The organism is Streptococcus sp. KHUD_012 (assembly GCF_052588255.1).
Genome location: NZ_CP159355.1, coordinates 1,873,528 through 1,900,055, shown reverse-complemented (window position 1 = coordinate 1,900,055; position 26,528 = coordinate 1,873,528). Strand labels below are relative to the sequence as shown.

The window sequence follows — 26,528 nt, the reverse complement described above, 5'->3', positions numbered from 1 at the left end:
GATGCGCTTATTAGTTGCTGAAGACCAAAGTATGTTGCGCGATGCGCTCTGCCAGCTCTTGCTCCTGCAAGAGGATGTGGAAGATGTCTTGCAGGCTGGCGATGGACAAGAGGCCATTCGTTTACTCGAAACACATCCAGTCGATATTGCGATTTTAGATATCGAAATGCCCATCAAAACAGGGTTAGAAGTGTTGGAATGGGCTAAAAGTCAACAACCCCAGATCAAGGTCGTCATCGTTACCACCTTTAAGCGGCCGGGCTATTTCGAGCGGGCCCTCAAGGCTGGAGTCGATGCCTATGTCTTAAAAGAACGCCGCATCACGGATTTGATGGCGACTCTTCATACAGTATTAGCAGGGCAAAAAGAATATTCGCCTGAATTAATGGAAGGGATCTTGACCCATCCCAATCCTCTAAGCCCTCAAGAAAAGGCAGTTTTAAAAGAAGTCGCAAAAGGGGCTTCTAACCAAGAAATTGCTGATCGCTTATTTCTCTCAAACGGAACCATCCGCAATTATATGTCAGCTATTTTGACCAAGTTGGATGCGGAAAACCGGACCGAGGCGGCAAAGATCGCACAAGAAAAGGGTTGGTTATAAGGAAGAAAAGTTTCTAGGATTTCCTAGAGACTTTTTTCTGATAGACCTAGCATTTTTAGAAAAACTCTCATTCTTCGGATTTGGATAGAAAATTCAGAAAATTTACTATTTTTCCTTGAAATATTTTCTAAAAATGGTATGATAGTAGCATGCTAATTTGAACTACAAAGTACTGGAAAGGAGAGACATGGAGAAAATTACCTTAGAAACTGCGAAAACCGGTTCAGAGCTCGTTCTTGAAACCCTGCGTGATTTGGGCATTGATACGATTTTTGGATATCCTGGTGGAGCAGTTTTGCCTTTATACGATGCCATCTATAGCTTTGAGGGTATCCAGCATATCTTGGGTCGTCATGAACAAGGATGCTTGCATGAGGCTGAAGGCTACGCTAAATCAACTGGAAAGTTGGGTGTCGCAGTCGTCACGAGTGGACCGGGGGCGACCAATGCCATTACAGGGATTGCAGATGCCATGAGCGATAGCGTTCCCCTATTAGTCTTCACTGGTCAAGTCAATCGTGCTGGGATCGGGAAAGACGCCTTCCAAGAAGCGGATATTGTGGGAATTACCATGCCCATCACCAAGTACAACTATCAAGTACGTGAGACGGCAGATATTCCGCGAATTATCACCGAAGCTGTCCATATTGCGACGACCGGCCGTCCTGGTCCGGTGGTGATTGACCTTCCAAAGGATGTGTCTGCTTTAGAGACAGATTTTATCTATGAACCGAGTGTGAAGCTTCCAAGCTACCAGCCTACCATTGAACCCAATGAATTGCAGATCAAAAAGATTTTGAAGCAATTGAGTAGGGCTAAAAAACCAGTTCTTCTTGCTGGTGGTGGGGTGAGTTACGCTGGAGCTGCAAAAGAGTTAATTGCTCTAGCAGAGCGCTATCAGATTCCAGTAGTGACCAGTCTGTTAGGTCAAGGAACGATTGCGACCAGTCATCCTCTTTTCCTAGGGATGGGAGGGATGCACGGATCCTTTGCGGCCAATATCGCTATGACAGAGACGGATTTCATGATCAGTGTTGGTTGTCGATTTGATGACCGTTTGACAGGGAATCCAAAGACTTTCGCTAAAAATGCAAAGGTTGCCCATATCGACATCGATCCTGCAGAGATTGGGAAGATCATTGCTGTTGACATTCCTGTGGTTGGCGATGCAAAGAAAGCCTTGCAGCAGTTGCTAGCAGAGCCAACGGTTCATAACAACACAGAAAAATGGATCGAAAAGGTGACCCAAGATAAGAACCGGGTTCGTTCATACGACAAGAAAGAACGGGTTGTGCAGCCACAAGCTGTGATTGAACGCATCGGAGAGTTGACCAAGGGGGACGCTATTGTCGTCACAGACGTTGGACAACACCAAATGTGGGCGGCTCAATACTATCCTTACCAAAATGAGCGCCAATTGGTAACATCTGGTGGTCTAGGAACGATGGGATTCGGTGTTCCTGCAGCTATCGGAGCGAAAATTGCCAATCCAGATAAAGAAGTTGTTCTCTTTGTCGGAGATGGTGGTTTCCAAATGACCAACCAAGAATTGGCGATCTTAAATATTTACAAGGTTCCGATCAAGGTCGTTATGCTCAACAACCACTCGCTTGGGATGGTCCGCCAATGGCAAGAAGCCTTCTATGATGGTCGGACATCAGAGTCAGTCTTTGATAGCCTTCCGGATTTCCAATTGATGGCGCAAGCTTACGGGATCAAGAATTATAAATTTGATAATCCTGAAACTCTGGAGAAGGATTTGGAAGTCATCACAGAAGATGTACCAATGTTCATCGAAGTAGACATTTCTCGGAAAGAGCATGTCTTGCCGATGGTACCAGCTGGTAAGAGTAATCATGAGATGTTGGGGGTGAAGTTTAATGCGTAGAATGTTAACAGCCAAACTTCAAAACCGATCAGGTGTTCTGAACCGCTTTACTGGAGTCTTGTCGAGACGTCAAGTCAATATCGAAAGTATCTCTGTTGGCGCAACAGAAAACCCTAATGTATCGCGGATTACCATTATCATTGATGTTGCTTCGCATGATGAAGTAGAGCAAATCATCAAACAGCTCAACCGCCAAGTGGATGTGATCCGTGTTCGGGATATCACTGATAAACCACACTTGGAGCGCGAAGTGATCCTGGTGAAAGTTTCTGCACCTGCTGAGAAGCGGGCGGAAATCTTGGCCATTATTCAACCTTTCCGTGCGACCGTGGTCGATGTAGCCCCAAGCTCTATCACCGTTCAAATGACGGGAAATGCAGAAAAGAGCGAAGCCCTCATTCGTGTTATTCGACCTTATGGGATTAAAAACATTGCCCGCACCGGTGCAACCGGATTTACTCGAGATTAATTCTCACTTTAACATTGTTAACCCCGCCTTAAAAAGGCAAATAATAAAATAGAAAAGAGATTTTACTTATGGCAGTTCAAATGGAATACGAAAAAGACGTTAAAGTACCAGCACTTGATGGTAAAAAAATCGCCGTAATCGGTTATGGTTCACAAGGTCATGCTCACGCACAAAACTTGCGTGATTCAGGTCACGATGTCATCATCGGTGTACGTCCTGGTAAATCATTCGATAAAGCAAAAGAAGATGGATTTGAAGCTTACCCAGTTGCAGAAGCAACTAAATTGGCTGATATCATCATGATCTTGGCACCAGACGAAATCCAAAAAGATATCTACAAAGATGAAATCGCTCCAAACTTGAGCGCTGGTAAAGCTCTTGGTTTTGCCCATGGTTTCAATATCCACTTTGGTTACATCAAAGCTCCTGAAGACGTAGATGTCTTCATGGTGGCACCAAAAGGACCAGGTCACTTGGTACGTCGTACTTACACTGAAGGATTTGGTGTACCAGCACTTTACGCTGTCTACCAAGATGCTACTGGTAACGCGAAAGACATCGCAATGGATTGGGCAAAAGGTGTTGGTTCAGCACGTGTTGGTCTTCTTTCAACAACCTTCAAAGAAGAAACAGAAGAAGATTTGTTTGGTGAACAAGCTGTTCTTATGGGTGGTTTGACAAGCTTGATCGAAGCTGGATTTGAAGTTTTGACAGAAGCTGGTTATGCACCTGAATTGGCTTACTTCGAAGTCCTTCATGAAATGAAATTGATCGTTGACTTGATCTACGAAGGTGGCTTCAAGAAAATGCGTCAATCATGTTCAAATACTGCAGAATTTGGTGATTTTGTAACTGGTCCTCGTGTTATCGGTCCAGAAGTAAAAGAAAACATGAAAGCTGCCCTTGCTGATATCCAATCAGGTAAATTTGCACGTGAATTCGTTGAAGACCACGATGCTGGTTTCCCACGTTTGAAAGCCTTCCGCAAACAAGCCGCTAACCTTGAAATTGAAAAAGTTGGTGCTGAATTGCGTAAAGCGATGCCGTTCGTTGGTCAAAACGACGATGACGCCTTCAAAATCTACAACTAATTGTCTGTAGAAGACTAAGCAAGTTGGGACACCCTGGCTTGCTTTTTTGATCAATACACAAGAGGTATGAAATGATAACAGCAAAAGATGTGGCCAAGGCCCATAAAATATTAAGTGGAGTCGTTGTCAATACGCCCCTTGAATACGACCACTATTTATCTGAAAAATATGGGGCAAAGATTTATTTGAAAAAAGAAAACGCCCAACGTGTTCGTTCGTTCAAGATTCGTGGAGCGTATTTTGCAATTTCTCAACTCTCAAAAGAAGAGCGTGAGCGTGGGGTAGTGTGTGCATCTGCGGGAAACCACGCGCAAGGAGTGGCTTATACTTGTAATGAAATGAAGATTCCAGCAACCATCTTCATGCCGATTACAACACCACAACAAAAGATCGGCCAAGTCCGCTTCTTTGGTGGGGATTATGTAACAATCAAGTTGGTCGGAGATACTTTTGACGCTTCAGCGAAGGCGGCCCAAGAATTTACTCTTGCAGAAAAGCGGACCTTTATTGACCCGTTTGATGATCCACACGTACAGGCTGGCCAAGGAACAGTGGGCTATGAAATTCTTGAGGAAGCTCGAAAAGAATCGATTGCCTTTGATGCTGTCCTTGTCCCTGTCGGTGGAGGAGGCCTCATTTCAGGTGTTTCTACCTATATCAAAGAAACGGATCCTCGGATTGAAGTCATTGGGGTAGAGGCCGAAGGAGCGCGCTCCATGAAGGCTGCTTTTGAAGCAGGTGGTCCCGTCAAATTGCCAGAAATCGATAAGTTTGCAGACGGGATTGCTGTGCAAAAAGTGGGACAATTGACTTATGAAGTGACCCGTCAACATGTGGAAACTTTGGTTGGGGTCGATGAAGGCTTGATTTCAGAGACTTTGATTGATCTTTATTCCAAACAAGGGATCGTAGCTGAACCAGCAGGAGCGGCCAGTGTGGCATCCCTTGAAATCTTGCGCGAATACATCAAGGGGAAAACCATTTGTTGTATTATCTCAGGTGGGAATAATGATATCAACCGTATGCCTGAGATGGAAGAACGTGCCTTGATCTACGATGGGGTCAAACACTACTTTATCGTCAATTTCCCACAACGTCCGGGAGCTCTTCGCGAATTTGTAAATGATATCCTAGGACCAAATGATGATATCACGCGTTTTGAATACATCAAGCGTGCTAGTAAGGGAACAGGCCCTGTCTTGATTGGGGTTACTTTGGCAAATAAACATGACTATGCAGGCTTGGTCAACCGTATCGAGCGTTTTGATCCGTCTTTCATTAACTTGAACGGCAATGAAACTCTCTATAATATGCTGGTCTGAGTATCATGCAGAAATAATCGACTATTTAAGCAATATATTTTTATGGAATATATTGCTTTTTTATGAAGACTTGTGATATGATATGCGTAAATTAAAAGGAGGAACTTTTTATGCCTGGATTTATTATCTTTGTTTTATTCTTGCTCCTAGTTGCAGGAGTCATTGTGATCAGCTCACTATATGTGGTGAAACAACAGTCCGTTGCCATCATCGAGCGATTCGGACGTTATCAAAAAATTAGCGACAGTGGTATTCATATGCGAGCGCCTTTTGGCATCGATAAAATTGCAGCACGTGTTCAATTGCGCGTCTTGCAGAGTGAGATCGTGGTTGAAACAAAAACTCAGGATAACGTGTTCGTTACCATGAATGTGGCGACGCAATACCGAGTGAACGAAAGCAACGTAAAGGATGCCTACTACAAACTCATGCGTCCAGAATCACAGATTAAATCATACATTGAAGATGCTCTTCGTTCTTCTGTGCCTAAGTTGACCTTGGATGAATTATTTGAGAAAAAAGATGAAATCGCCCTTGAAGTTCAAAAACAAGTAGCAGAAGAAATGTCAACTTATGGATATATTATTGTTAAAACCTTGATCACCAAAGTTGAGCCAGATGCCGAAGTGAAACAATCCATGAACGAGATCAATGCGGCGCAAAGAAAACGCGTGGCAGCTCAGGAATTGGCAGAAGCAGACAAGATCAAGATCGTTACTGCTGCCGAAGCAGAGGCGGAAAAAGACCGTTTGCACGGGGTTGGTATTGCCGAGCAACGGAAGGCCATTGTCGATGGATTGGCAGACTCTATTAAAGAGTTAAAAGGTGCGAATGTAGATTTGACCGAAGAACAAATCATGTCTATTCTCTTAACCAACCAATACTTGGATACCTTAAATAATTTTGCAGATAAAGAAGGGAATAATACGATTTTCCTACCAGCAAACCCAGATGGCGTCGAAAACATTCGTACACAAATATTATCAGCCTTGAAAGCAAAGTAAACTTTTTTTCATTTTTTAAAAAAGGTTCGTATTTTCAGCGATTTTAGTTGACAAAATGTGCAAAAAAATTTATATTAGTATTGGAAATAATAATATAGGAGAAAGATCATGGCTAAATCGAACTTTGAAAAAGTAGAATCAGTTGTTGGATGGGTACGTGATAAGAAAATCACAGGGTATCGTATCAGTAAGGAAACAAATGCCCGTGAAATGTCTATCATTGCCTTGGCTCAAGGACGTGCAAAAGTGAAGAACATCTCGTTCGAAACGGCACTTGGATTGATTGATTTTTACGATAAAAATCATCAAAAATTCGAAGATTAATTTGTTGTTCCAATTGAAAACCAGAGAGTTTGCTCTCTGGTTTTTTTCGATGCCTCAAAAGCAGAAGCGATACAAAAAACAGCTTGCTTCCATACTGGTAAGCAAACTGTTTCAAGAGATTAATGTAAGAAGCGTTGAAGGAATTCCTTGGTCCGTTCTTCTTTTGGATTGCTAAAGATTTCTTTTGGATCTCCTTGCTCAGCGATGACACCCTTGTCCATGAAGATGACCCGGCTAGAGACATCGCGGGCAAATTCCATTTCGTGGGTGACGACAATCATGGTGAGTCCTTCTTTTGCCAGGTCCTGCATGATTTTCAAGACTTCCCCAACCATTTCTGGGTCTAGGGCAGAAGTTGGTTCATCGAAGAGAATGGCATCAGGATCCATTGAGAGGGCGCGTGCGATAGCGACCCGTTGCTTTTGACCACCTGAAAGTTGTTTCGGACGGGCAGCCCAATATTGAGATCCCATACCGACTTTTTCAAGGTTTTCTTTGGCAACTTTCTCTGCAGTCTCACGATCGCGCTTGAGGACGGTTGTTTGTGCAACGATGGTATTTTCCAAGACGTTTAAATTTTCGAAGAGATTAAAGCTTTGGAAAACCATCCCTAATTTCTCGCGGTAGTGGGTAAGATCATACTCAGGATCAAGAACATTTTGACCACGATAGAGAATCTCTCCAGCTGTAGGAGTCTCTAGAAGATTGATGGAGCGAAGGAAGGTTGATTTTCCGCTACCAGAGCTCCCGATGATGGAGATCACCTCTCCTTTTTCAACGGTGAGCGAAATATCTTTCAAGACTTCATTTTGACCATAAGATTTTTTTAAATGTTGAATTTCAAGAATTTTTTCTGCCATTATTTCACCTCATTGACTTGCATTTGATTGGCACCTGTAGTATAAGTATCAGAATCTAAGCGACGTTCGATGTAGCGAAGGATTCGTGTGATAGTAAAGGTGAGAACGAAGTAAATCACAGCGATGATAGTAAAGGTTGGGAAGTATTGATAGTTTTGAGTTGCGACCGTATTTCCTGTAAAGTACAGTTCAACTACAGAGATAACATTCAAAACAGATGTATCCTTGATGTTAATAACAAATTCATTCCCTGTTGCTGGCAAGATATTGCGAACAACCTGTGGAAGGACGACCTTACGCATGGTTTGTCCATGGGTCATTCCTAGAGCAGTCGCTGCTTCAAACTGACCTGGATCCACTGCTAAGATCCCACCACGAACAATCTCACTCATATAAGCTCCGGTATTGATTGATACGATAAAGATAGCGGCCCAGGTACGATCCAAGGAAATGTTGAAGGCTTGGGCGGAACCGTAGAAAATGACCATGGATTGAACGATCATCGGAGTTCCACGGAAGATTTCAATGTAGACATTGAGGAACCAACCAAAGGCAGTTTGGCATCCAGCAAGGAATTTATTTTTAGCCATCGGAGCTGTCCGGAAGACACCGATTAACAAACCGATAATCAACCCAGCGATAGTTCCAGTCATAGAGATTAAGAGGGTCATTCCAGTTCCCCGTAAGAACTGTGGGCCATTATCCTTTAAAATCTTCATCATTTGGCTAAAGAATGTCTGCTTATCATCACTAGCATCACTGGAAGCTGGTTGCTTCTTAATCATGTCATCCATGAGTTTGACTTGGTCTTCAGACGAAATCTTAGCTAGTGCGGCATTGACTTGGTCAATTCTAGTGTCACCCTTCTTCATCCCGATAGCGATAGTCGCATCTTCTTCCCCAACTTCAAATCCTTTTTTGAATTGAATCATCTTAAATTTAGAATTAGCGGACTCGGCGGTTAGGGCTTCGGGACGTTCAGAAACATAGGCATCAATAACACCCGATTCTAAAGCTTGACGCATCTGGGCAAAATCACCCATTGCAGTTTCTTGTTTCGCACCCTTGAGTTGGGAAATGAGAGAATAGAGGTAGACCCCTTGTTGAGAGGTGACCTTTGCATCCTTAAAGTCATCTAGACTAGTGGCGTTTGCATAGTTTCCATCTTTACGAACGAGCATGACCGGTTCACTGGTATAGTAGCTCTTGGAGAAGGCGACCTCTTTTTTACGTTCAGCGGTTGGACTCATCCCAGCGATAATCATATCGATTTTACCAGAAGTGAGGGCTGGAATTAAACCGTTCCAAGATGTTTTTACGATCAGAGGTTTTTTACCTAACTCCTCAGCAACTTTTTTGGCGATTTGGACATCGTACCCATTGGCATATTGATTGGTACCGTCAATTTTAACAGCTCCATTTGCATCATCTTCTTGGGTCCAGTTGAAAGGAGCGTAGGCCGCTTCCATTCCGATTCGTAAATAGTCATCTGCATGAACAACCTGTGTGATCCCCAGGCAAATGAAAAGCCCTGTTAAGAGCGCGAATAATGTTTTTTTCATTTTTTCTCCTCTTCCTTATTTTAACTTCTCCTATTGTACAGTAAAATAGGCTGCATTTCAAACATGGTCCTCTTTTTATTTAAAAAATGCTATAATAATACAAAGGAGCGTGATCAAATGAAAAAGTATTTGTATGTTATTTTCGCCTTTCTGGCCTGCCTTTTTGTTAGTCAGAACGTCCTTGCATCTAGCCCATCTTATGATGTACTTTACTATGGTGGAACCTTGACCTTGGACACCTGGGACGACGCCACCTATGAGGAAGAACTGGTTTATTATTTCAAAGATTCTTATAGAGGGCAGTATGTTAGCCTAGGAACGGCAGGGAACATGCCACAAGGCTTTGCGATTGAGATACCGCCAAAGGTTGAGGTGGAAGGTCGTGAGCTTCAAAGAGAACCTGAGATTACGAATCTAGGTGATGGCTACCGAGTGAAAATTTATAACAGTGGTGTAGCGCAAGATACAGTCAAAATAAAAGTCACATGGAAATTAAAAAATCTTCTTTATTCACACAAGGATATCTTGCAGTTGAATTGGAAACCAATTACTGATGGCGATCAGAAGGTGGACGAAGTTCAGTTTCGTGTCATCCCTAAGTTTGCACCAGCTAATGCCCAATCGGAACTGTATATCCATACAGCCTTTATGGGACCGGATGTGACTGTAAAGAAAGAAGATGGAATCTATTCTGCTACTTTCTATAACCTAGGCAAAGGAAAGGCTGTGGAGTTGTATGGTTACTGGTTGAAGTCAGATCTAACTACCTTGTATGATTCTGGTCGAAATACGGGATTGACCAAATTGGATGAATTTCACAAGAACCAAGCTAAAATTGAACAGGAAAAATACTGGACACGCATGTTTTGGAACTGGATCTTGCCAGCCTTCATTATTGTACTCTGGCTTCTTTCTCTCTTGGGCCGCAATCGGTTCAAAAAAATGATTTGGCCTGGTGTGACCTATCCGACCGATACTCGTCTTTATGAAATTCCACAGGACATTGCACCTCTGATTATGAGTTCGGTTGTTTATTCAGCTGAATTAGACGAGGCCTCCCCGACCAATAAAGAGAAGGCAACTCCGCCGGTATTTACATTTGAAAAAATGCTTCAAGCTACTTTGCTGGATCTGATGGATCGTGGAGTGATTGTCTACGAGCAACAAGGAAATGAAGTCGTTTTGACCAGAAAGTCTCATGGACATGTGGATGATTTTGAACGCTCCTTTATGAATATGGCTTTTGGGGATCAAGTTTCCTGTCCTGTTAACCGTCTCTTTGAGAATTATGAATTCAGTGATGATGTATACAAACATGCCAAAAAAGCAGATCAAGATGCGATTCGTTCACTAGGAAGTAAGGCTCAGGCTCGTTTTGATACGGCTGTCAACCAAGTGGCCCGAGATGTTCATCGCAAGGTGGAAGATCTCCATTTGCCAAGCTACTATCGCCCTTTAGAAGCAAAAGAAGAAGCGCAAGCTAGACGAAGTCTCTTCTTTGGTTGGGCTGCTTGGTTTATCGCTCTTGGAGCAGAAATCTTTGCCATCTTTGGGATGGGTTGGTTCTCTGTTCCTTGTTTGATAGGGATCCTCACACTTTGGTTTATGCCAGTGCGCTTCAATGGTGTCTTTAAAGCCTGCCTACGAGATGGTGTTGTCAATCTTGCGGGTGCTGAGCAACGCTATTACTGGGATAGTTTTGGTCGGATGTTGAAAGAGATTGCCCACCTCAACGATGCAGAGTTGCAGTCTCTGGTCCTATGGAATCGCTTATTGGTCTATGCGGCCTTGTATGGTGTAGCTGATCAGGTCACAAAGGTCATGAAACTTCGGAATATTCATTTAGAAAATCAAGCCTTAAACGCCTTCGTTTATACTCCGTTCTATCATGATGTGACCCACTCAAGTCATGCCATGTCTACTTATGGATCGACAGCATCTACAGCTAGTCATTTCACAGTTTCCTCTGGTAGTGGAGGAGGTTTCTCTGGCGGAGGAGGCGGAGGAGGCTTTGGTGCCTTCTAAGTAGCACTGAGAATGGTCTTGGTCGCTCTTTCCCTTCTAGTTTAGAAGGCCTGGTCCAGTCCATAGATTTATGATATAATAGAGCAAATGTAAGTTTAGGAGAAAAAGATGTTTCTGATCGAATTAATCAAGGCGGTTCTTTTTGGGATTGTCGAGGGGATTACAGAATGGTTACCGATCTCAAGTACAGGTCACTTGATTCTGTTACAGGATTTTGTGCAGTTTAAAAATCAAGATCCGGCCTTTATGGAGATGTTCAATGTCGTGATCCAATTGGGAGCGATCCTAGCGGTTGTGGTGATTTATTTCGATAAATTATATCCCTTCAAACCTGGTAAATCTCCACTAGAAGTACGTCGAACTTGGCAATTATGGGCAAAAGTTGCGGTTGCAACGCTCCCTCTTGTCTTTGTTTTTAAATTAGACGATTGGTTTGAGGCGCATTTCCACAATTCGATTTCCGTTGCGATTATGTTGATCACCTACGGGATTGCCTTTATCTATCTGGAAAGACGAGAACAAGTTGAGCCAGCAGTAACGGAATTGCATAAGCTTCCTTATCGAACCGCTCTTTATATCGGACTCTTCCAAGTTTTATCGCTATTTCCAGGAACAAGCCGTTCAGGTGCTACGATTGTAGGTGGTTTGATCAATGGTGTTAGCCGCCCAGTGGTGACAGAATTTACCTTTTATTTGGGGATCCCAGCCATGTTTGGGGCTAGCCTCTTAAAGGTTGGAAAATTCGCTCTTGGCGGGCATTCACTAGCATTGGGGCAACTCTTTATTCTACTGGTAGCGATGGGAGTGGCCTTCGTAGTCAGCATGTACGCCATCCGCTTCTTGACAGATTATGTGAAAAATCATGATTTCACCGTCTTTGGTAAATACCGTATTATTCTTGGTTCCATCTTGTTATTGTATGGCCTCTTCCGTGTTATTTTCTAAGAGAAGGCTTGAACTTGATCAAATTATTTTCTGAGGTTGGAGACTTTTGTCCCGACCTCTTTTCTATGCATCCTTTTTTTGAATTCTATCCATTTTTTTAGTATAATAGTAAGACTAGAAGTATGAGGTTATACTATGAAGATGAAGCAAATTAGTGATTCAACCATTAAGATCACGATCCAACTAGAAGACTTAGAAGAACGAGGAATGGAAATTGCTGATTTCCTTGTCCCACAAGAAAAAACAGAAGAATTTTTCTATGCCATTTTGGATGAACTCGAAATGCCAGAAAGCTTTCTGGATAGCGGGATGCTGAGCTTTCGTGTGACACCAAAACCGGATAAATTGGATGTTTTTGTTACCAAATCAAAAATTGATCAACAATTGGATTTTGAGGATTTGTCAGATCTTCCTGATATGGAAGAGTTGTCGCGCATGACGCCAGATGAATTTATCAAAACCTTGGAAAAAACGATCTCTGATAAGACAAAAGGGGATGCAGAAGCTATTCACCATTTGGAACAAGAAGAGTTACGTGACAATCAAGAACAAGATCCTACATCTGAAGCACCAGTAAGTCAGTATATTTATTACATTTTGCGTTTTTCAAATATCCAGCAAGCAGTTGCCTTTTCAAAAATGGTCAGTTTTCCAGTGGATACCTCTGAATTATACAAAATGGGATCCGATTATTATTTAACCGTCTTGATCGATACAGAGGATCAACCAACTCAATATCCGACCTGGTTACTGGCCATCATTCGGGAGTATGCAGATGATTCAGAAGTGACACGAGCCGTTCTGCAGGAACATGGCCACTTACTGATGGTGTCTGGTGCGATTGAGAATTTGAAGAAAGTTGCTAGCTTATGATGTCCTTTTCCTTGCAATTTGTTCTGGTGCTGATTGGGACTTTTATGATTGCCTTGGTATTGACGCCCTTGGTTCGCCTATTCTCCTTTAAGATTGATGCCGTGGATTATCCGAATGCGCGTCGGATCAATACCAAGCCCATGCCAAGCGCGGGTGGACTGTCTATCGTGATTGCTTTTTCAATTGCGACTCTTGTGTTTATTCCTATGCTGACATCCACCACCGCACCAATCAAAAGTTACTTGTCCTATACCTTGCCGGTCGTAGGAGCGGGATGGATTATCGCGCTCACAGGCTTGATTGATGATGTAAAAGAATTGTCTGCCAAGAAAAAGATGATCGGCATCCTGCTGGCGGCGAGTCTGGTCTGGTTTTTGACAGATTTTCGGCTGAATGATTTTAAGATTCCATTCGGTGGTCCCTTACTTCATTTTGAACCATGGCTATCGTATCTTTTGACGGTGATTTGGATTGTTTCTATTACCAATGCGGTCAATCTGATTGATGGATTAGATGGATTGGTGAGTGGGGTCTCTATTATTTCCCTAGTGACAATGGGGATTGTGTCCTATTTCTTTCTTCCAGTACCCAATCTCTTTCTGACCATGACGATCTTTGTCTTGGTTGCGTCCATCGCAGGTTTCTTTCCCTTTAACTACCATCCGGCCATTCTCTATCTGGGAGACACTGGTGCCTTGTTTATCGGATTCATGATTTCTGTCTTATCCTTGCAAGGTTTGAAAAATGCGACAGCTGTTGCAGTAGTTACCCCAATGATTATCCTCGGAGTGCCGATTACAGATACCTTTTTAGCCATTATCCGTCGGACTCTTTCTGGTCAAAAATTTTATAAACCGGATCGCAATCACTTGCACCACCGACTTCTTTCTCTGGGCTTGACACATCGGGGAACTGTACTTGTGATCTATGGAATTTCGATGATCTTCTCCTTGATTTCTCTCTTGCTCAACATCTCGAGTCGCATTGGGGGTGTCCTACTTGTGATCGGGCTCTTGTTTGGAGTAGAGCTGTTAGCAGAATTGATCGGGGTTCTGGGGCCACATCACAGTCCTTTGTTAAATCTTCTGCGCTATATAGGGAATTCTTCCTACCGGGAGGAAGTTCGTCAAAAACGAAAAGAAAAAACTAAATAAGAATAGTTCTAATCAAAAGAAAAGCCATTTAGGCTTTTTTTTGATATACTTGAAAGGTAAAAAAATACTTTGTGATGAAGGAATCGATGCTTTGAGAACCTTCTAGACTTCAAAGTAAAAAGAAAGGGAATGCAATGTCGACATTAGAAATTAAAGACCTTCACGTTGAAATTGAAGGCAAAGAAATTTTAAAAGGTGTAAACCTGACCCTAAAAACTGGTGAGATCGCAGCCATCATGGGACCAAACGGAACAGGGAAATCTACTCTGTCAGCTGCCATTATGGGAAACCCAAATTATGAAGTAACCAAAGGGGAGATTCTCTTTGATGGTGTCAACATCTTGGAATTGGAAGTAGACGAACGTGCACGGATGGGCTTGTTCCTTGCTATGCAATACCCTTCAGAAATCCCAGGGATTACCAATGCAGAATTTTTACGTGCAGCCATGAATGCTGGTAAAGAAGAGGACGAGAAGATCTCTATTCGTGATTTCATCAAAAAATTGGATGAAAAGATGGAACTGCTCAACATGAAAGAAGAAATGGCAGAACGCTATTTGAACGAAGGCTTCTCAGGTGGTGAGAAAAAACGCAATGAAATCCTTCAATTGTTGATGTTGGAGCCAACATTTGCCCTTTTGGACGAAATTGACTCTGGTTTGGATATCGATGCACTTAAGGTCGTATCTAAAGGGGTTAATGCAATGCGGGGTGAAGGTTTTGGAGCGATGATCATCACCCACTACCAACGTTTGTTGAACTATATTACTCCTGACGTCGTTCATGTGATGATGGAAGGTCGTGTCGTGCTTTCAGGTGGACCAGAATTGGCTGCACGCTTGGAACGTGAAGGATATGCCCAACTCGCAGAAGAACTCGGTTACGACTATAAAGAAGAACTATAACCTGATGACAAGTGATCTAATGTTGTCATAAAATCAAACAGATAGTATCTTTATTAGGAGAAAAAAATGAGTATTGAAAATATTACCCTCTTTTCGGAACTGCATGCTGAGCCAAGCTGGCTGCAAGATTTACGAAAAAAAGCTTTTGACAAGATCGATCAGTTGGAATTGCCAGCCATTGAACGTGTCAAATTCCACCGCTGGAATCTTGGAGATGGGACGATCACAGAAAGCGAGGCTTCTGCTAATGTTCCCGATTTTACAGCCCTCGATTCAAACTTAAAATTGGTCCAAGTTGGAACCCAAACTGTATTTGAACAGGTGCCACAGGCCTTGGCAGACCAAGGAGTCCTTTTCACAGATTTCCATACTGCTCTAGAAGAAATTCCGCAGGTGGTGGAAGACTACTTTATGTCTTCAGTTAAATACGACGATGATAAACTAGCAGCTTACCACACAGCTTATTTTAATAGTGGGGCTGTTCTCTATATTCCAGATAACGTCGAAATTTCAGAACCAATCGAAGGCATTTTCTACCAGGATAGCGACAGTGATGTACCTTTCAATAAACACATTTTGATTATTGCAGGCAAAAACAGCAAGTTCAGCTATTTGGAACGCTTGGAATCAAAAGGTGATGGCTCAGCAACAGCAACTGCGAATGTGACGGTTGAGGTGATTGCCCGCTCAGGTGCCCAAGTGAAATTTGCGGCGATTGACCGCCTGGGTGAAAATGTCACAGCCTACATCAGTCGACGTGGGAAACTAGGACAGGATGCCAGCATTGATTGGGCTATCGGTGTTATGAATGAAGGAAATGTGGTTGCGGACTTTGATAGTGACTTGGTTGGAAACGGAAGTCATGCAGATTTGAAAGTCGTTGCCTTATCAAGCGGTCGTCAGGTGCAAGGAATTGACACCCGCGTGACCAACTTTGGTTGCAACTCGATCGGAAATATCTTGCAACACGGGGTTATTCTTGAAAAAGGAACCTTGACCTTCAACGGAATTGGTCATATTATCAAGGGGGCTAAAGGAGCTGATGCTCAGCAAGAAAGCCGTGTTTTGATGTTATCGGATCAAGCACGTTCAGATGCGAACCCAATCCTCTTGATTGATGAAAATGACGTCACAGCAGGCCATGCTGCATCGATCGGTCAAGTGGACCCAGAAGATATGTATTACCTCATGAGTCGTGGTCTGGATCAACACACAGCAGAACGCTTAGTGGTGCGTGGTTTCTTGGGATCTGTTATTGTTGAAATTCCAGTTAAAGAAGTACGTGATGAAATGATTGCCACCATCGAAGAAAAGTTATCTCAACGCTAAGGAGAAACAATGCTAGATAAAAATACGATTGCTCAAGATTTTCCCATTCTCGATCAACTAGTTCACGATGAGCCTTTGGTTTATCTAGATAATGCAGCAACGACGCAAAAACCTAAACCTGTTCTTGAAGCAGTTAATCACTATTATTTGCAAGATAACGCCAATGTTCATCGTGGAGTTCATACTTTGGCTGAACGAGCGACAGCTGCTTATGAGGCGGCGCGTGAGAAAGTCAGAAAATTTATCAACGCTTCATCAACCAAGGAGGTGCTCTTTACAAGAGGGACAACGACTGGACTCAACTGGGTAGCTCGCTATGCAGAAGAAGTCCTAAATGAAGGGGACGAAGTCTTGATTTCCATCATGGAACATCATTCCAACATCATTCCTTGGCAGCAAGCCTGCAAGAAGACAGGAGCAAAACTGGTCTATGTCTATCTAAAAGATGGCTTACTGGATATGCAGGACTTAAAGAGCAAGCTTAGTGAGAAGACAAAATTTGTCTCCATCACCCATGCTTCGAATGTCTTAGGGGTGGTCAATCCGATCAAGGAAATTGCTCGATTAGCCCATGAAGTTGGAGCGATCATGGTCGTAGATGGGGCTCAATCAACCCCTCATATGGCCATTGATGTACAAGACTTAGATGCGGATTTCTTTGCTTTTTCTGGCCATAAGATGGCTGCACCAACAGGGATTGGTGTCCTCTATGGGAAGGAAGAAATCTTAGAGCAAATGTCTCCAATCGAGTATGGGGGCGAGATGATTGACTTTGTTTACGAACAATCTGCCTCTTGGAAGGAATTGCCTTGGAAATTTGAAGCTGGAACACCTAATATGGCGGGAGCAATTGGTCTTGGTGCAGCAATCGATTACTTAGAAGAGCTGGGTATGGACCAGGTAGAAGCGCATGAGCAAGAACTGATTGCCTATGTGTTTCCAAAATTACAGGCTATCGAAGGCTTGACCATCTATGGTTCCCAAGACTTAGCCCAACGTTCTGGCGTCATTTCCTTTAATCTAGGAGATCTCCATCCGCATGACTTAGCAACAGCACTAGATTATGAAGGGATTGCCGTTCGTGCAGGTCACCACTGTGCACAACCGCTTCTTCAATACCTACAAGTCCCAGCGACAACGAGAGCAAGTTTTTATATCTACAACACCAAAGCGGACTGTGATAAATTAATTGAGGCATTGATCAAAGCAAAGGAGTTTTTCAATGGCACTTTCTAAATTAGATTCGCTGTACATGGCGGTCGTAGCCGACCATTCAAAACACCCCCATCACCAAGGGCAGATTGAAGATGTTGATCAGATCCAACTCAACAATCCAACTTGTGGAGATGTGATCCAGTTGAGTGTGAAATTTGATGAGAATGACAGGGTGGAAGATATTGCCTTTGTGAATTCAGGTTGTACGATCTCAACGGCTTCAGCTAGTATGATGACGGATGCTGTAATGGGAAAAACAAAAGAGGAAGTCGAAGAATTGGCACAGGTCTTTTCAGAAATGGTCCAAGGCCAATCAGATCCTCGCCAAGAGGAGTTGGGAGATGCAGCCTTCTTATCTGGAGTCTCAAAATTCCCACAACGGATTAAATGTGCAACCCTCTCCTGGAATGCTCTCAAAAAAGCGATCGAACGTAGCAAATAATTAAAAGAAGAAACAGAGAAAGAAAGGAAATTATGGCTGAAGAAAGAGTCGAACCGAAACCAATTGATCTCGGTGAATATAAATTTGGATTTCACGATGACGTTCAACCCATTCTCTCTACCGGGAAGGGATTGAATGAAGCGGTTATTCGTGAATTGTCTGCAGCAAAAAATGAACCAGAATGGATGCTCGAATTCCGTTTGAAATCTTTTGAAACCTTCAAAAAGATGCCCATGCAAACCTGGGGAGCCGATCTATCAGAAATTGACTTTGATGATTTGATCTATTATCAAAAACCTTCGGATAAACCTGCCCGTTCATGGGACGAAGTCCCAGAGAAAATCAAGGAAACCTTTGAGCGTATCGGGATTCCTGAAGCGGAACGTGCTTACCTAGCGGGAGCTTCTGCTCAGTATGAATCAGAAGTGGTTTACCACAATATGAAAGAAGAGTTTGAAAAGTTGGGGATTATCTTTACCGATACAGATTCTGCCCTAAAAGAATATCCAGACCTATTCAAACAGTATTTTGCGAAGTTAGTGCCACCAACGGATAACAAATTGGCTGCCCTAAACTCAGCAGTCTGGTCTGGTGGAACCTTCATTTATGTGCCAAAAGGCGTAAAAGTAGACGTTCCCCTTCAAACTTACTTCCGTATCAACAATGAAAATACAGGTCAGTTTGAGCGCACGTTGATTATCGTGGATGAGGGAGCAAGTGTTCACTATGTAGAAGGCTGTACAGCACCGACCTATTCAAGCAATAGCCTCCATGCAGCGATTGTTGAGATCTTTGCCTTGGATGGTGCTTATATGCGCTACACGACCATCCAAAACTGGTCTGACAATGTCTACAACTTGGTCACCAAGCGGGCCAAAGCTCAAAAAGATGCTACAGTTGAGTGGATCGACGGGAACTTAGGAGCCAAGACAACCATGAAGTACCCATCTGTTTATCTAGATGGAGAAGGAGCGCGTGGGACCATGTTGTCCATTGCCTTTGCGAATGCAGGTCAACACCAAGATACAGGTGCCAAGATGATCCACAATGCCCCTCACACTAGCTCGTCTATCGTATCCAAATCCATCGCGAAGGGTGGCGGAAAGGTAGACTACCGTGGACAAGTGACTTTCAACAAGAACTCTAAGAAATCAGTTTCTCACATTGAGTGTGACACTATTATCATGGATGATTTATCTGCATCAGACACGATTCCATTTAATGAAATCCACAACTCACAAGTTGCTTTGGAGCACGAGGCCAAGGTTTCAAAAATTTCAGAAGAACAACTGTATTATTTGATGAGTCGTGGTTTGTCTGAATCAGAAGCGACAGAAATGATTGTCATGGGATTTGTAGAGCCCTTTACAAAAGAACTTCCAATGGAATACGCCGTTGAGTTAAACCGACTCATTAGCTACGAAATGGAAGGATCTGTAGGATAATTCATTTTCATCAATCAAAAATCACAATGGATTTGACTCCATTGTGATTTTTTTACTTATAATTTTTCGTTGACATAACGAACAAATTCATTCCACCAAACCTTTAAGAAAAAGCTTTTCTCAATGGTTCTTCCTGCTACCATATCGACTGTTGGTTCTTGATCTTCTAAGTAGCCACGTCCGATTTTATCTGGATCAGTGTAGTGTAATTTTCCAAGATTTGTGCCTGATTTGACAGGTGCTCGGAATGATTCTTGGTCACTCTTGAATTGAATTTTTGGTTCTGCTTGACTGCCTTGCTTTTCAACGATATAGAAGTCTTTTTTTGCAACAGCTAAAACAGTCTCTGACTTCCCATCCATGATAGTTGCCTTACTTTTTCCGTAGGGATCTCCTTCTTTGACGACAATGGAAGAAACAAAGGTCCGTACCACGTAGTTCATCAGAGAAGAAGTAGCCACAAAGCGTGCATATGGATCACCGTCAACTGCCTCCACTCCTAGGACAACCGTGATCATATGGATGCCATTTTGCGTCGTCGATGCAGCAAAGGTGATGCCACCTTTGGTAGAGTTGCTGACCCGTAGGCCATCAACTCCAGAACGATAATTCGGCATGCCTTCTAGCATCAGGTTGGGGTTTTCAATCTGCGTGTTTGAAAAAAGAGCAGTGGGTTTTGAAGTATATTTGGTCACTTCAGGAAAATCCTGGAGTAAGTGCTTGGCAATGACAGCAATATCATAAGCACTCAATTGATTTTCGTCTCCTTTCCCGTCAGGATCTCCGCTGATGGTTTGAGTATTTAATCCGGTAGCATTAATTAAATGAGGAGATTGAATGCCCCATTCAGCAAGTTTTTGCTTCATTTTTTCAACGAAGCTTTTTTCGGAGCCCCCCACTTTCTCAGCTAAGGCCAAGGCAGCAGTGCTAGAATTTCCAACTAAAAGAGCAGTCAATAACTGTTCAACTGTATATTGGTTCGCTTCCATAGGAAGAGTACCAGCACCTTCGATATCATTTAAGGCCAGAGCTTTCTCAGACAATTTGATAGGATCTTTTAGAGAAAGTTTTTTTTCATGAATGGCTTCGAAAATCAGATAAGTGGTCAAGAGTGTAGATAGTCCCCCCACATCTCGCTTTTTCTCTGAATCCTTTTCATATAAGATTTTACCTGTATCAGCTTCAACAGCAATAGCGCTTTGAGCAGGAAGATCCAGATCATCTGCTAGAACGACTTGATAAGGTAAACTGCATAACAGCAGCATGAAGGTTAAAAAAGAAAGAAAGAATTTTTTCACAGTTGTTTCCTCGTTGCTTAGTCCTCTCTATTGTATCATACAAATGATCAATGGAAAATCGTAAAATCATCAATTAGGCTAAAAAGTCAATCATAACAAGGTTTTTGGATGGGGTTGAAGCAAATATTCAGAAAATTTAGTTTACTTTTTTTTCTACTTGTGATATAATCTTAAACAAATCTAAAAAAACTATTGGAGAATTCCTATGAAAAAAGGTAAAGTATTCGCAGTTGCCGGAGTAACACTCCTTGCAGCTGGATTGTTGGCTGCATGTTCTGGTTCAAATACTAGTAAAGCAAGCTCAGGTGAAGACAAAAACTATGGTTATGTCTACACAGATGATCCTCAAACTTTGGACTACACTGTATCTTCTAAAGCTGCTACACATGATATCACTACAAATGTCGTAGATGGTTTGATGGCAAATGACAAGTATGGAAATCTTGTGCCATCACTTGCAGAAGATTGGTCTGTTTCAAAAGATGGTTTGACTTATACCTACAAGATTCGTAAGGGTGTTAAATGGTACGATGCAGATGGTGAAGAACATGGTGAAGTGACTGCCAAAGACTTCGTAACTGGTTTGAAACACGCTGCTGATAAAAAATCTGAAACCCTTTCACTTGTTCAAGGTTCTGTCAAAGGCTTGGATGATTATGTACAAGGAAAAACTACAGACTTTAGCCAAGTTGGTGTCAAAGCTGTTGACGATTACACACTTCAATATACATTGAATAAACCTGAAACCTTCTGGAACTCTAAAACAACAAACGGAATCTTGTTCCCAATTAGCACAGAGTTCTTGAAGAGTAAGGGAGATGATTTTGGTCAACCAAACGATGTGAAATCAATCCTTGCAAACGGACCTTTCCTTCTTAAATCAATCACTTCAAAATCATCTGTTGTATTTGAAAAGAATGACAACTACTGGGATAAGAAAAATGTTCACCTTAAAGAAGTGAAACTCACTTATTATGATGGATCAGACCAAGATTCATTGGCGCGTGGTTTCTCTGATGGTGCTTATACAGCTGCTCGTCTTTTCCCGGCAAGTTCAAACTTTGCAACTGTATCTAAAAAATACAAAGACAACATCTATAATACACCGGCTGGTTCAGGGGTAGCGGTTCTTGGTTTCAACATTGACCGTCAATCATACAAACACACTGCTAAGAAATCAGATGCTGAAAAGACTGCGACTAAGAAAGCAATCTTGAACAAAGATTTCCGTCAAGCTATCACTTTTGCCTTGAACCGTGAAAACTACTCAGCGCAAGTAAATAGTAAAGCATTTGCTAAACCAGCTATCCGTAATACCTACACAGCTCCAGCCTTTGTGCAAGTAAATGGAAAAGACTTTGGAGATGTGGTTGCAGATAAATTGAGCACATATGGTGATCAATGGAAAGGTGTCAACCTAGCAGATGGTCAAGATGGTCTTTATAACAAAGACAAAGCAAAAGCACAACTTGAAAAAGCAAAAGCTGAACTTCAAAAAGATGGCGTTCAATTCCCAATTCATATTGACGTACCAGTAGCACAAAACTCTACAAACTTTGTTTCACGGATGCAATCATTGAAACAAACAGTGGAAGATACTCTTGGTAAAGACAATGTCGTTCTTGACCTTCAAATGATGGACTCAGACGAAGTGTTGAACATCACATTGAATGTTCCATCAGCTGCAGATGCAGATTGGGATCTTCAAGGATTGGTTGGATGGAACCCAGACTATGATGATCCATCAACTTACCTTGATACTCTTCAACCATCATCAGAAGACCAAACAAAAGTCTACCTTGGTTTTGCAGGTGGTGTAGATAATGCTTCAGCCAAAGCAGTTGGCTTGGATGAGTATGCAAAACTTCTTGCAGACGCTAATAGCGAATCACTTGATGTAGCTAAACGTTATGAAAAATACGCAGCTGCTCAAGCTTGGTTGAGTGATAGTGCCTTGGTAATTCCTACAATGTCAAGTACAGGTGCAGCAACTGTTGTTTCCAAAGTGGTACCATTCTCTGGCCCATCATCTCAAACAGGTAACAAAGGATCAGCATACTTCAAATATGTTGAAGTTCAGGATGAACCTGTTACTAAGAAACAATACGAACAAGCACGTGAAAAATGGCAAAAAGAAAAAGCTGAGTCAAACAAAAAAGCTCAACAAGATCTTGAAAAACACGTTAAATAATTAAATTATTGCTTTTCATTAGAACTTTCTCTTCTAGGGGAGAAAGTTCTTTTGGACATTAAAGGAATGAAATATGAAAAAATATGTTTTTATGCGTATTTTGCGTTCGTTAGTGTCGATCTTTCTCGTCACGACATTAACCTACATGATTATCTATACGCTAACACCGAGAAATCTCATCTTTAAAAATGACCCTAACTACAATAAAGTAGCGAAGACAAAGGATTCGAAGATCAACTACGAAAATACTGTCTACGATCGCATGGGTTATTTGGAATACATGGATTCAAAGAGCTTGCAACAAAAAGCAAGTAAAGAAGATTCTTCTGTAACAGTTGATGCGACTACTGCTAATGAAAAGATCTATAAAGAATACATTAACAAATTAGGTCATGGTTGGCAGTTGAAACGTTTCCCAGAAAGTAAGTCTTTTTATGCGGTGCGTGAAATTCCGGTTTTTGAACGTGTCATCAGCTTCTATGCAAATTTGATTCAGTTTGATCATCCAGGTTGGGTGAAAGATGCCTCAAATCCAAACCTCAAACGCTATATCCGTATTGAAAATGATCCATCTATTGGTTGGTCAGTTGTAGGTTCTGGTACGAAACACAAATACCTCTTGTACTTTAATGGTCAATTCCCATATGTACACCAAAACTTTGTGACCTTAAACCTTGGAAATTCATATCCAACTTATTCTAATACCCCAGTTCTTCAAGTTATTACACAAGGACAAGGAACGACTAAGAAGAGTGAAGTGAACTTCCCGACAGGTAAAAAGACATCTTCAATTGATATCTACTCACGTACCTACAAATCACCAAGTAAGGCAGACTCACAAGACATCAGTCGATTTGGTAAAGGGGACGCTTATACAGCAACGTTGAGCAACTATGAGAATCCATCCATGATTGCATCTTCTTCAATCATTGGTTTGATTGGTATTGCGATTGCTTACTTGATTGCGATCCCATTAGGGTCTTACATGGCTCTGTTCAAGAACTCATGGTTTGATAGCATCTCAACAGCAACCTTGACATTTATGATGTCTCTTCCAACTATTGCCCTTGTTTACATTGTGCGTCTAGCAGGTTCATTTGTTGGACTTCCAGACTCATTCCCAGTACTTGGAGCACAGGACTGGCGTTCATATGTATTGCCGTCTCTGATTCTTGGTTTGTTGAGTGCGCCATTTATCGCAGTTTGGATTCGTCGTTACATGATCGATATCCATTCGCAAGATTTCGTCCGTTTTGCTCGTTCAAAAGGATTGTCAGAACGTGAGATCTCAAGAAAACACATCTTCAAAAATGCGATGGTTCCATTGGTATCTGGTATTCCAGGTTCTATCATTGGAGTTATCTCAGGTGCGACACTTACTGAAACAGTCTTCGCTTTCCCAGGTATGGGTAAAATGTTGATTGACTCTATTAAAGCATCAAACAACACCATGGTCATCGGACTTGTCTTCATCTTCACATCACTTGGTATCTTTGCTGCCATGTTAGGTGATATCTTGATGACAGTGCTTGATCCACGGATTAAATTAACGAATACGAAAGGAGGCAAATAATGGCTACAATCGATAAAAATAAATTTCAGTTTGTAAAACGCGATGACTTTGCCTCTGAAGTAATCGATGCTCCAGCGTATTCATACTGGAAATCTGTATTCAGACAATTCTTGAAAAAAAGAACCACTATCATTATGCTTGCTATTTTGATTGGGATTCTCTTGATGAGTTTTGTCTATCCTATGTTTTCAAATTTTGATTATAACGACGTAAGTAAGGTCAATGACTTTACTGCTCGTTTGAATCCACCAAGTGCCAAAGCTTTCTTTGGTACAGATAATAACGGTAAATCCCTCTTTGATGGAGTTTGGTTTGGTGCTCGGAATTCAATTATCATTTCTTTCATCGCCACTGTTATTAACGTGGTTGTCGGAGTCATCGTTGGTGGAATTTGGGGGATCTCAAAATCTATCGACCGTATCATGATGGAAGTTTATAACGTTATTTCAAACATTCCATTTATGTTGATCGTTATCGTCTTGACTTACTCAATGGGATCTGGTTTCTGGAACTTGATTCTTGCCATGTCCTTAACAGGATGGATCGGAATTGCTTATACCATTCGTGTCCAAATTATGCGTTACCGTGATTTGGAGTACAACCTTGCCAGCCGAACATTAGGAACACCAACGTTGAAAATTGTTACGAAAAATATTTTGCCTCAATTGGTATCTGTTATCGTGACGCAAACATCACAGTTGCTTCCAAGCTTTATTTCTTACGAAGCTTTCCTTTCCTTCTTCGGACTTGGTCTTCCAATCACAGTTCCAAGTTTGGGACGCTTGATTTCTGACTATTCTCAAAACGTAACTACAAATGCCTACCTATTCTGGATTCCGCTTACTGTTTTGATTTTAGTATCCTTGTCATTCTTTATCGTCGGACAAAACTTGGCCGATGCCAGCGACCCACGTACACATAGATAGGAGGAGTAGATATGACATCAAATAACAATATTATTTTATCTGCTCAAGATATCGTAGTGGAATTTGACGTGCGCGATCGCGTGCTGACAGCTATTCGTGGCGTATCGCTTGAGCTAGTAGAAGGTGAAGTTCTTGCCTTAGTTGGTGAGTCAGGTTCAGGGAAATCAGTTTTGACAAAAACGTTCACTGGAATGTTAGAAGATAACGGCCGTATTGCCAAAGGTTCGATTAAATACCGTGGTCAAGAATTGACAGATTTAAAATCGAATAAAGATTGGGAAAATATTCGTGGATCTAAGATCGCTACAATTTTCCAAGACCCAATGACAAGTTTGGACCCAATCAACACAATTGGATCACAAATTACAGAAGTCATTATCAAACACCAAGGGAAAACAGCTAAAGAAGCCAAAGAAATGGCTTTGGACTATATGGAGAAAGTTGGAATTCCAGATGCTGAACGTCGTTTTGATGAGTATCCATTCCAATATTCAGGTGGGATGCGTCAACGGATCGTTATTGCCATCGCCTTAGCCTGCCGTCCAGATATCTTAATCTGTGACGAACCAACAACAGCCCTTGATGTAACCATTCAAGCGCAAATCATTGATTTGTTGAAATCCCTTCAAAAAGAATACCAATTTACAGTTATCTTTATCACCCACGACTTAGGTGTGGTTGCAAGTATTGCAGATAAAGTAGCCGTTATGTATGCTGGAGAAATTGTTGAGTTTGGTAAAGTAGAAGAAATTTTCTATGATCCAAAACATCCATACACATGGAGCTTGCTTTCAAGCTTGCCTCAATTGTCAACCTCAGATGGTGATCTTTACTCTATTCCAGGGACTCCGCCATCATTGTATGCTCCAATCAAAGGAGATGCCTTTGCACTTCGTTCAGACTATGCAATGCAGATTGATTTTGAAGAAGAGGCACCTGCTTTCAAAGTGACCGATACTCACTGGGCTAAGACTTGGTTGCTCCATCCAGATGCACCAACAGTTCATAAACCAGAAGTAATCGAAAACCTTCACGAAAAGATTGGCTCAAAAATGGGCTTCACTCACATTACAGAATAGGAGGAAG

Annotated in this window: 23 protein-coding genes; 20 read left to right on the top strand and 3 right to left on the bottom strand. The window is 42.0% G+C overall.

Translation table 11 applies throughout. From position 1 onward, the window contains the following. Position 1 precedes the first annotated feature (1 nt). From ABVF55_RS09235 to ABVF55_RS09205, 7 genes are all read left to right on the top strand, one after another. Positions 2-601, top strand: a complete 600-nt coding sequence (locus tag ABVF55_RS09235; protein WP_070660835.1) for a response regulator transcription factor — start codon at positions 2-4, stop codon at positions 599-601. A gap of 187 nt (positions 602-788) precedes the next feature. Next, positions 789-2,489, top strand: a complete 1,701-nt coding sequence (locus tag ABVF55_RS09230) for an acetolactate synthase large subunit (RefSeq protein WP_445285267.1) — start codon at positions 789-791, stop codon at positions 2,487-2,489. Then, positions 2,482-2,958 (top strand): acetolactate synthase small subunit, encoded by a 477-nt coding sequence (ilvN, locus tag ABVF55_RS09225; protein WP_003010242.1) that lies wholly within the window; start codon positions 2,482-2,484, stop codon positions 2,956-2,958. The genes ABVF55_RS09230 and ilvN overlap by 8 nt, the downstream gene beginning before the upstream one ends. A gap of 68 nt (positions 2,959-3,026) precedes the next feature. After that, a complete protein-coding gene (ilvC, locus tag ABVF55_RS09220; RefSeq protein ID WP_445285266.1) occupies positions 3,027-4,049 on the top strand; it encodes a ketol-acid reductoisomerase in 1,023 nt (340 codons plus the stop codon). 71 nt (positions 4,050-4,120) lie between these two features. Next, complete coding sequence (gene ilvA, locus ABVF55_RS09215) at positions 4,121-5,371, top strand: threonine ammonia-lyase IlvA (protein WP_045759134.1); 1,251 nt, start codon at positions 4,121-4,123, stop codon at positions 5,369-5,371. A gap of 110 nt (positions 5,372-5,481) precedes the next feature. After that, positions 5,482-6,375, top strand: coding sequence for an SPFH domain-containing protein (locus ABVF55_RS09210; protein ID WP_003004210.1), 894 nt, complete (start codon positions 5,482-5,484; stop codon positions 6,373-6,375). Between the two features lie 108 nt (positions 6,376-6,483). Beyond that, entirely contained in the window at positions 6,484-6,699 is a 216-nt protein-coding gene (locus ABVF55_RS09205) for a capsule biosynthesis transcriptional regulator (protein ID WP_003004771.1), read from the top strand. Between the two features lie 119 nt (positions 6,700-6,818). On the opposite strand, the gene ABVF55_RS09200 is transcribed toward ABVF55_RS09205, so the two are convergent. Continuing rightward, positions 6,819-7,559 (bottom strand): amino acid ABC transporter ATP-binding protein, encoded by a 741-nt coding sequence (locus ABVF55_RS09200; protein WP_003010256.1) that lies wholly within the window; start codon positions 7,557-7,559, stop codon positions 6,819-6,821. After that, positions 7,559-9,121 carry an ABC transporter substrate-binding protein/permease gene (locus tag ABVF55_RS09195; protein WP_445285265.1) on the bottom strand — a complete coding sequence of 521 codons (1,563 nt, stop codon included), beginning with the start codon at positions 9,119-9,121 and terminating at the stop codon, positions 7,559-7,561. The genes ABVF55_RS09200 and ABVF55_RS09195 overlap by 1 nt, the downstream gene beginning before the upstream one ends. A gap of 117 nt (positions 9,122-9,238) precedes the next feature. Between ABVF55_RS09195 and ABVF55_RS09190 the strand changes: the two genes are divergently transcribed. The 9 genes from ABVF55_RS09190 to sufB all read left to right on the top strand — a co-directional run bounded on the left by ABVF55_RS09190 (position 9,239) and on the right by sufB (position 19,454). Then, positions 9,239-11,146, top strand: a complete 1,908-nt coding sequence (locus ABVF55_RS09190) for a DUF2207 family protein (RefSeq protein WP_445285264.1) — start codon at positions 9,239-9,241, stop codon at positions 11,144-11,146. A 108-nt stretch (positions 11,147-11,254) separates the two neighbouring features. After that, positions 11,255-12,091 (top strand): undecaprenyl-diphosphate phosphatase, encoded by an 837-nt coding sequence (locus ABVF55_RS09185; protein ID WP_445285263.1) that lies wholly within the window; start codon positions 11,255-11,257, stop codon positions 12,089-12,091. Between the two features lie 135 nt (positions 12,092-12,226). Further along, positions 12,227-12,964: an adaptor protein MecA gene (mecA, locus tag ABVF55_RS09180; RefSeq protein ID WP_049473266.1), complete on the top strand. Its 738-nt coding sequence runs from the start codon at positions 12,227-12,229 to the stop codon at positions 12,962-12,964. Then, the gene (locus ABVF55_RS09175; protein ID WP_042760185.1) at positions 12,961-14,118 is read left to right on the top strand and encodes a glycosyltransferase family 4 protein; all 1,158 of its coding nucleotides are present in this window, start codon (positions 12,961-12,963) and stop codon (positions 14,116-14,118) included. Before mecA ends, ABVF55_RS09175 begins: the two co-directional genes overlap by 4 nt. A 134-nt stretch (positions 14,119-14,252) precedes the next feature. After that, the gene (sufC, locus tag ABVF55_RS09170) at positions 14,253-15,023 is read left to right on the top strand and encodes a Fe-S cluster assembly ATPase SufC (protein ID WP_003004238.1); all 771 of its coding nucleotides are present in this window, start codon (positions 14,253-14,255) and stop codon (positions 15,021-15,023) included. Between the two features lie 66 nt (positions 15,024-15,089). Beyond that, positions 15,090-16,352, top strand: coding sequence for a Fe-S cluster assembly protein SufD (gene sufD / locus ABVF55_RS09165; RefSeq protein WP_070590541.1), 1,263 nt, complete (start codon positions 15,090-15,092; stop codon positions 16,350-16,352). Between the two features lie 9 nt (positions 16,353-16,361). Beyond that, complete coding sequence (locus ABVF55_RS09160; RefSeq protein ID WP_150905372.1) at positions 16,362-17,588, top strand: cysteine desulfurase; 1,227 nt, start codon at positions 16,362-16,364, stop codon at positions 17,586-17,588. Next, entirely contained in the window at positions 17,575-18,009 is a 435-nt protein-coding gene (gene sufU, locus ABVF55_RS09155; RefSeq protein ID WP_003010276.1) for a Fe-S cluster assembly sulfur transfer protein SufU, read from the top strand. The genes ABVF55_RS09160 and sufU overlap by 14 nt, the downstream gene beginning before the upstream one ends. 32 nt (positions 18,010-18,041) lie before the next feature. Beyond that, positions 18,042-19,454 carry a Fe-S cluster assembly protein SufB gene (sufB, locus tag ABVF55_RS09150; RefSeq protein ID WP_003010279.1) on the top strand — a complete coding sequence of 471 codons (1,413 nt, stop codon included), beginning with the start codon at positions 18,042-18,044 and terminating at the stop codon, positions 19,452-19,454. A 56-nt stretch (positions 19,455-19,510) separates the two neighbouring features. Here sufB and ABVF55_RS09145 read toward each other — a convergent pair whose 3' ends face one another. Continuing rightward, positions 19,511-20,752, bottom strand: coding sequence for a serine hydrolase (locus tag ABVF55_RS09145; RefSeq protein ID WP_150905375.1), 1,242 nt, complete (start codon positions 20,750-20,752; stop codon positions 19,511-19,513). A gap of 205 nt (positions 20,753-20,957) precedes the next feature. Here ABVF55_RS09145 and ABVF55_RS09140 point away from each other — a divergent pair, with 205 nt between their 5' ends. From ABVF55_RS09140 to ABVF55_RS09125, 4 genes are all read left to right on the top strand, one after another. Beyond that, positions 20,958-22,943 carry a peptide ABC transporter substrate-binding protein gene (locus ABVF55_RS09140; RefSeq protein ID WP_150905377.1) on the top strand — a complete coding sequence of 662 codons (1,986 nt, stop codon included), beginning with the start codon at positions 20,958-20,960 and terminating at the stop codon, positions 22,941-22,943. A gap of 73 nt (positions 22,944-23,016) precedes the next feature. Next, entirely contained in the window at positions 23,017-24,516 is a 1,500-nt protein-coding gene (locus ABVF55_RS09135) for an ABC transporter permease (RefSeq protein ID WP_021154493.1), read from the top strand. After that, positions 24,516-25,442: an oligopeptide ABC transporter permease OppC gene (oppC, locus tag ABVF55_RS09130; protein ID WP_445285262.1), complete on the top strand. Its 927-nt coding sequence runs from the start codon at positions 24,516-24,518 to the stop codon at positions 25,440-25,442. The genes ABVF55_RS09135 and oppC overlap by 1 nt, the downstream gene beginning before the upstream one ends. An 11-nt stretch (positions 25,443-25,453) precedes the next feature. After that, the gene (locus ABVF55_RS09125; protein WP_150905381.1) at positions 25,454-26,521 is read left to right on the top strand and encodes an ABC transporter ATP-binding protein; all 1,068 of its coding nucleotides are present in this window, start codon (positions 25,454-25,456) and stop codon (positions 26,519-26,521) included. Positions 26,522-26,528 lie beyond the last annotated feature (7 nt).

Coding starts and splice junctions, on each gene's coding strand:
- ABVF55_RS09235 (WP_070660835.1), top strand. CDS start 2: ATGCGCTTATTAGTTGCTGAAGACCAAAGTATGTTGCGCGATGCGCTC.
- ABVF55_RS09230 (WP_445285267.1), top strand. CDS start 789: ATGGAGAAAATTACCTTAGAAACTGCGAAAACCGGTTCAGAGCTCGTT.
- ilvN (WP_003010242.1), top strand. CDS start 2,482: ATGCGTAGAATGTTAACAGCCAAACTTCAAAACCGATCAGGTGTTCTG.
- ilvC (WP_445285266.1), top strand. CDS start 3,027: ATGGCAGTTCAAATGGAATACGAAAAAGACGTTAAAGTACCAGCACTT.
- ilvA (WP_045759134.1), top strand. CDS start 4,121: ATGATAACAGCAAAAGATGTGGCCAAGGCCCATAAAATATTAAGTGGA.
- ABVF55_RS09210 (WP_003004210.1), top strand. CDS start 5,482: ATGCCTGGATTTATTATCTTTGTTTTATTCTTGCTCCTAGTTGCAGGA.
- ABVF55_RS09205 (WP_003004771.1), top strand. CDS start 6,484: ATGGCTAAATCGAACTTTGAAAAAGTAGAATCAGTTGTTGGATGGGTA.
- ABVF55_RS09200 (WP_003010256.1), bottom strand. CDS start 7,559: ATGGCAGAAAAAATTCTTGAAATTCAACATTTAAAAAAATCTTATGGT.
- ABVF55_RS09195 (WP_445285265.1), bottom strand. CDS start 9,121: ATGAAAAAAACATTATTCGCGCTCTTAACAGGGCTTTTCATTTGCCTG.
- ABVF55_RS09190 (WP_445285264.1), top strand. CDS start 9,239: ATGAAAAAGTATTTGTATGTTATTTTCGCCTTTCTGGCCTGCCTTTTT.
- ABVF55_RS09185 (WP_445285263.1), top strand. CDS start 11,255: ATGTTTCTGATCGAATTAATCAAGGCGGTTCTTTTTGGGATTGTCGAG.
- mecA (WP_049473266.1), top strand. CDS start 12,227: ATGAAGATGAAGCAAATTAGTGATTCAACCATTAAGATCACGATCCAA.
- ABVF55_RS09175 (WP_042760185.1), top strand. CDS start 12,961: ATGATGTCCTTTTCCTTGCAATTTGTTCTGGTGCTGATTGGGACTTTT.
- sufC (WP_003004238.1), top strand. CDS start 14,253: ATGTCGACATTAGAAATTAAAGACCTTCACGTTGAAATTGAAGGCAAA.
- sufD (WP_070590541.1), top strand. CDS start 15,090: ATGAGTATTGAAAATATTACCCTCTTTTCGGAACTGCATGCTGAGCCA.
- ABVF55_RS09160 (WP_150905372.1), top strand. CDS start 16,362: ATGCTAGATAAAAATACGATTGCTCAAGATTTTCCCATTCTCGATCAA.
- sufU (WP_003010276.1), top strand. CDS start 17,575: ATGGCACTTTCTAAATTAGATTCGCTGTACATGGCGGTCGTAGCCGAC.
- sufB (WP_003010279.1), top strand. CDS start 18,042: ATGGCTGAAGAAAGAGTCGAACCGAAACCAATTGATCTCGGTGAATAT.
- ABVF55_RS09140 (WP_150905377.1), top strand. CDS start 20,958: ATGAAAAAAGGTAAAGTATTCGCAGTTGCCGGAGTAACACTCCTTGCA.
- ABVF55_RS09135 (WP_021154493.1), top strand. CDS start 23,017: ATGAAAAAATATGTTTTTATGCGTATTTTGCGTTCGTTAGTGTCGATC.
- oppC (WP_445285262.1), top strand. CDS start 24,516: ATGGCTACAATCGATAAAAATAAATTTCAGTTTGTAAAACGCGATGAC.
- ABVF55_RS09125 (WP_150905381.1), top strand. CDS start 25,454: ATGACATCAAATAACAATATTATTTTATCTGCTCAAGATATCGTAGTG.